The 983-nt window shown below is 73.4% G+C and carries 1 protein-coding gene; it reads left to right on the forward strand.

The window, feature by feature from the left end:
* On the forward strand, positions 1-983 hold a 983-nt coding region (locus AOK11_RS26520), incomplete at both ends, for a condensation domain-containing protein (RefSeq protein WP_240497496.1).

Genomic DNA, 983 nt, shown 5'->3' on the forward strand with positions numbered 1-983 from the left:
CGCTTCGTCGACGAGGAGTTCGACCGCCGCTTCGACCTGGCCGCGGCACCCCTCGTGCGCCTCCACCTGCACCACGTCACCGACCACGACCTGCGGCTCGTCCTCACCGACTGCCACGTCGTCCTCGACGGCTGGAGCCTGACCTCCCTCGTCGCCGACCTGCTCGCCCTGCATCGGGAGGCCGTCGCCCACCGCACCGCCCCGCGGCCGCCCGACGCGCCGCCGTTCGCCGAGTACGTCGCCCTGGAACGCGCCGCGCTGAACAGCGAGGAGTCACTGGCGTACTGGCGCGAGCGGCTCGCCGACCTGAGGCCGGTGACCCTCCGCCGCCGGGCGGACGGCGCCGCCGAGGGCCACCCGCCGGTCCACGAGGTCCGCCGTTCCTACGCCCACCTCGCCGAACGCATCGGCCGGCTCGCCAAGGAAGCGGGCGTGCCCCGCCGCACCGTCCTCATCGCCGCCTTCCACCACACCATGAGCCTGTTCGCCGACCGCGACGACAGCGCCCTCGGCCACAGCATCGGCCTGGTGACCAACGGCCGTCCCGAGCTGCCCGGCGCCGACCGGATGCGCGGACTGTTCCTGAACACCGTGCCGTTCGGGGTGGCCCGCCCGCGCGGCACCTGGCTCGCCCACCTGAGGGACGTCTTCCGGGCGGAGCAGGACATGCTGCCGCACCGCAGGGTCCCCCTGGTCCGCATCGCCGAACTCCGGCCCACCGAACCGCGGCTGACCGACGCCGTCTTCAACTACGTCAACTTCCACCGCCTCTCCCACGACTCCTGGGACGACTCCCTGGAGATCGCCCGCACCATGTTCCCGCTGCTGGTCAACGCCAGTGTCAACGCCTTCACCCTCGACGCCGACCCGGAGTACGTGGCCCCCGCCACCGCCGAGCAGCTGGCCGACGTGTACTGCGCCCAGCTCGAGGCCATGACCGCCGACCCCGACGGCCGGGTCACCCGTCCCGCCCTCACCGGCGC

This window comes from Streptomyces hirsutus (assembly GCF_001418415.1).
Taxonomy (GTDB): Bacteria; Actinomycetota; Actinomycetes; order Streptomycetales; family Streptomycetaceae; genus Streptomyces; species Streptomyces hirsutus.